This is a genomic window from Proteus sp. fly-1067 (assembly GCF_040139345.1).
In the GTDB taxonomy this organism is placed as follows: domain Bacteria; phylum Pseudomonadota; class Gammaproteobacteria; order Enterobacterales; family Enterobacteriaceae; genus Proteus; species Proteus vulgaris_B.
Window position 1 is genome coordinate 1 of record NZ_JBEEUL010000223.1, and the last position, 549, is coordinate 549.

The following is a 549-nucleotide window of genomic DNA, read 5'->3' on the forward strand; positions in this document are numbered from 1 at the left end:
TTCAAAAATGGTACTGATGGCAATATCCGTATCGCAATTGATGCGATCCGTGCTGCGAAAGCTCAGCATATGTTTTTATCACCAGATAAAAGCGGCCAAATGACTATCTACCAAACCAGCGGTAACCCACATGGTCATATTATTATGCGTGGTGGTAAACAACCTAATTATGCGATTGGTGATATCGCCGCTGCCTGTGACAAACTCCGTGAGTTTGAGTTAGCAGAGCATTTAGTCATCGACTTTAGTCATGGAAATTGCCAGAAAATCCATCGCCGCCAGTTAGATGTTGCTAGAGACATTGCTGAGCAAATTAAAGGGGGTTCAACAGCAATTAGTGGCGTCATGGCTGAAAGTTTCTTGCTTGAAGGTACACAAAAAATTGTCTCTGGGCAGCCCCTTACCTATGGACAATCAATCACTGATCCATGCTTAGGATGGGATGATACTGAAGAACTACTCGATATCTTAGTTCAAGCTGTTGAAAGCCGTTTCAAGTGATTTAAATGATATCATTGGCTCTTTCTGGTTATCTTAGCCTGAAAGAGC

1 protein-coding gene is annotated in these 549 nt (G+C 42.4%); it reads left to right on the forward strand.

The window, feature by feature from the left end:
- A partial coding sequence (locus ABN217_RS20105; protein WP_349459984.1) for a 3-deoxy-7-phosphoheptulonate synthase occupies positions 1-501 on the forward strand: 501 nt, incomplete at its 5' end.
- Between the last annotated feature and the right edge of the window lie 48 nt (positions 502-549).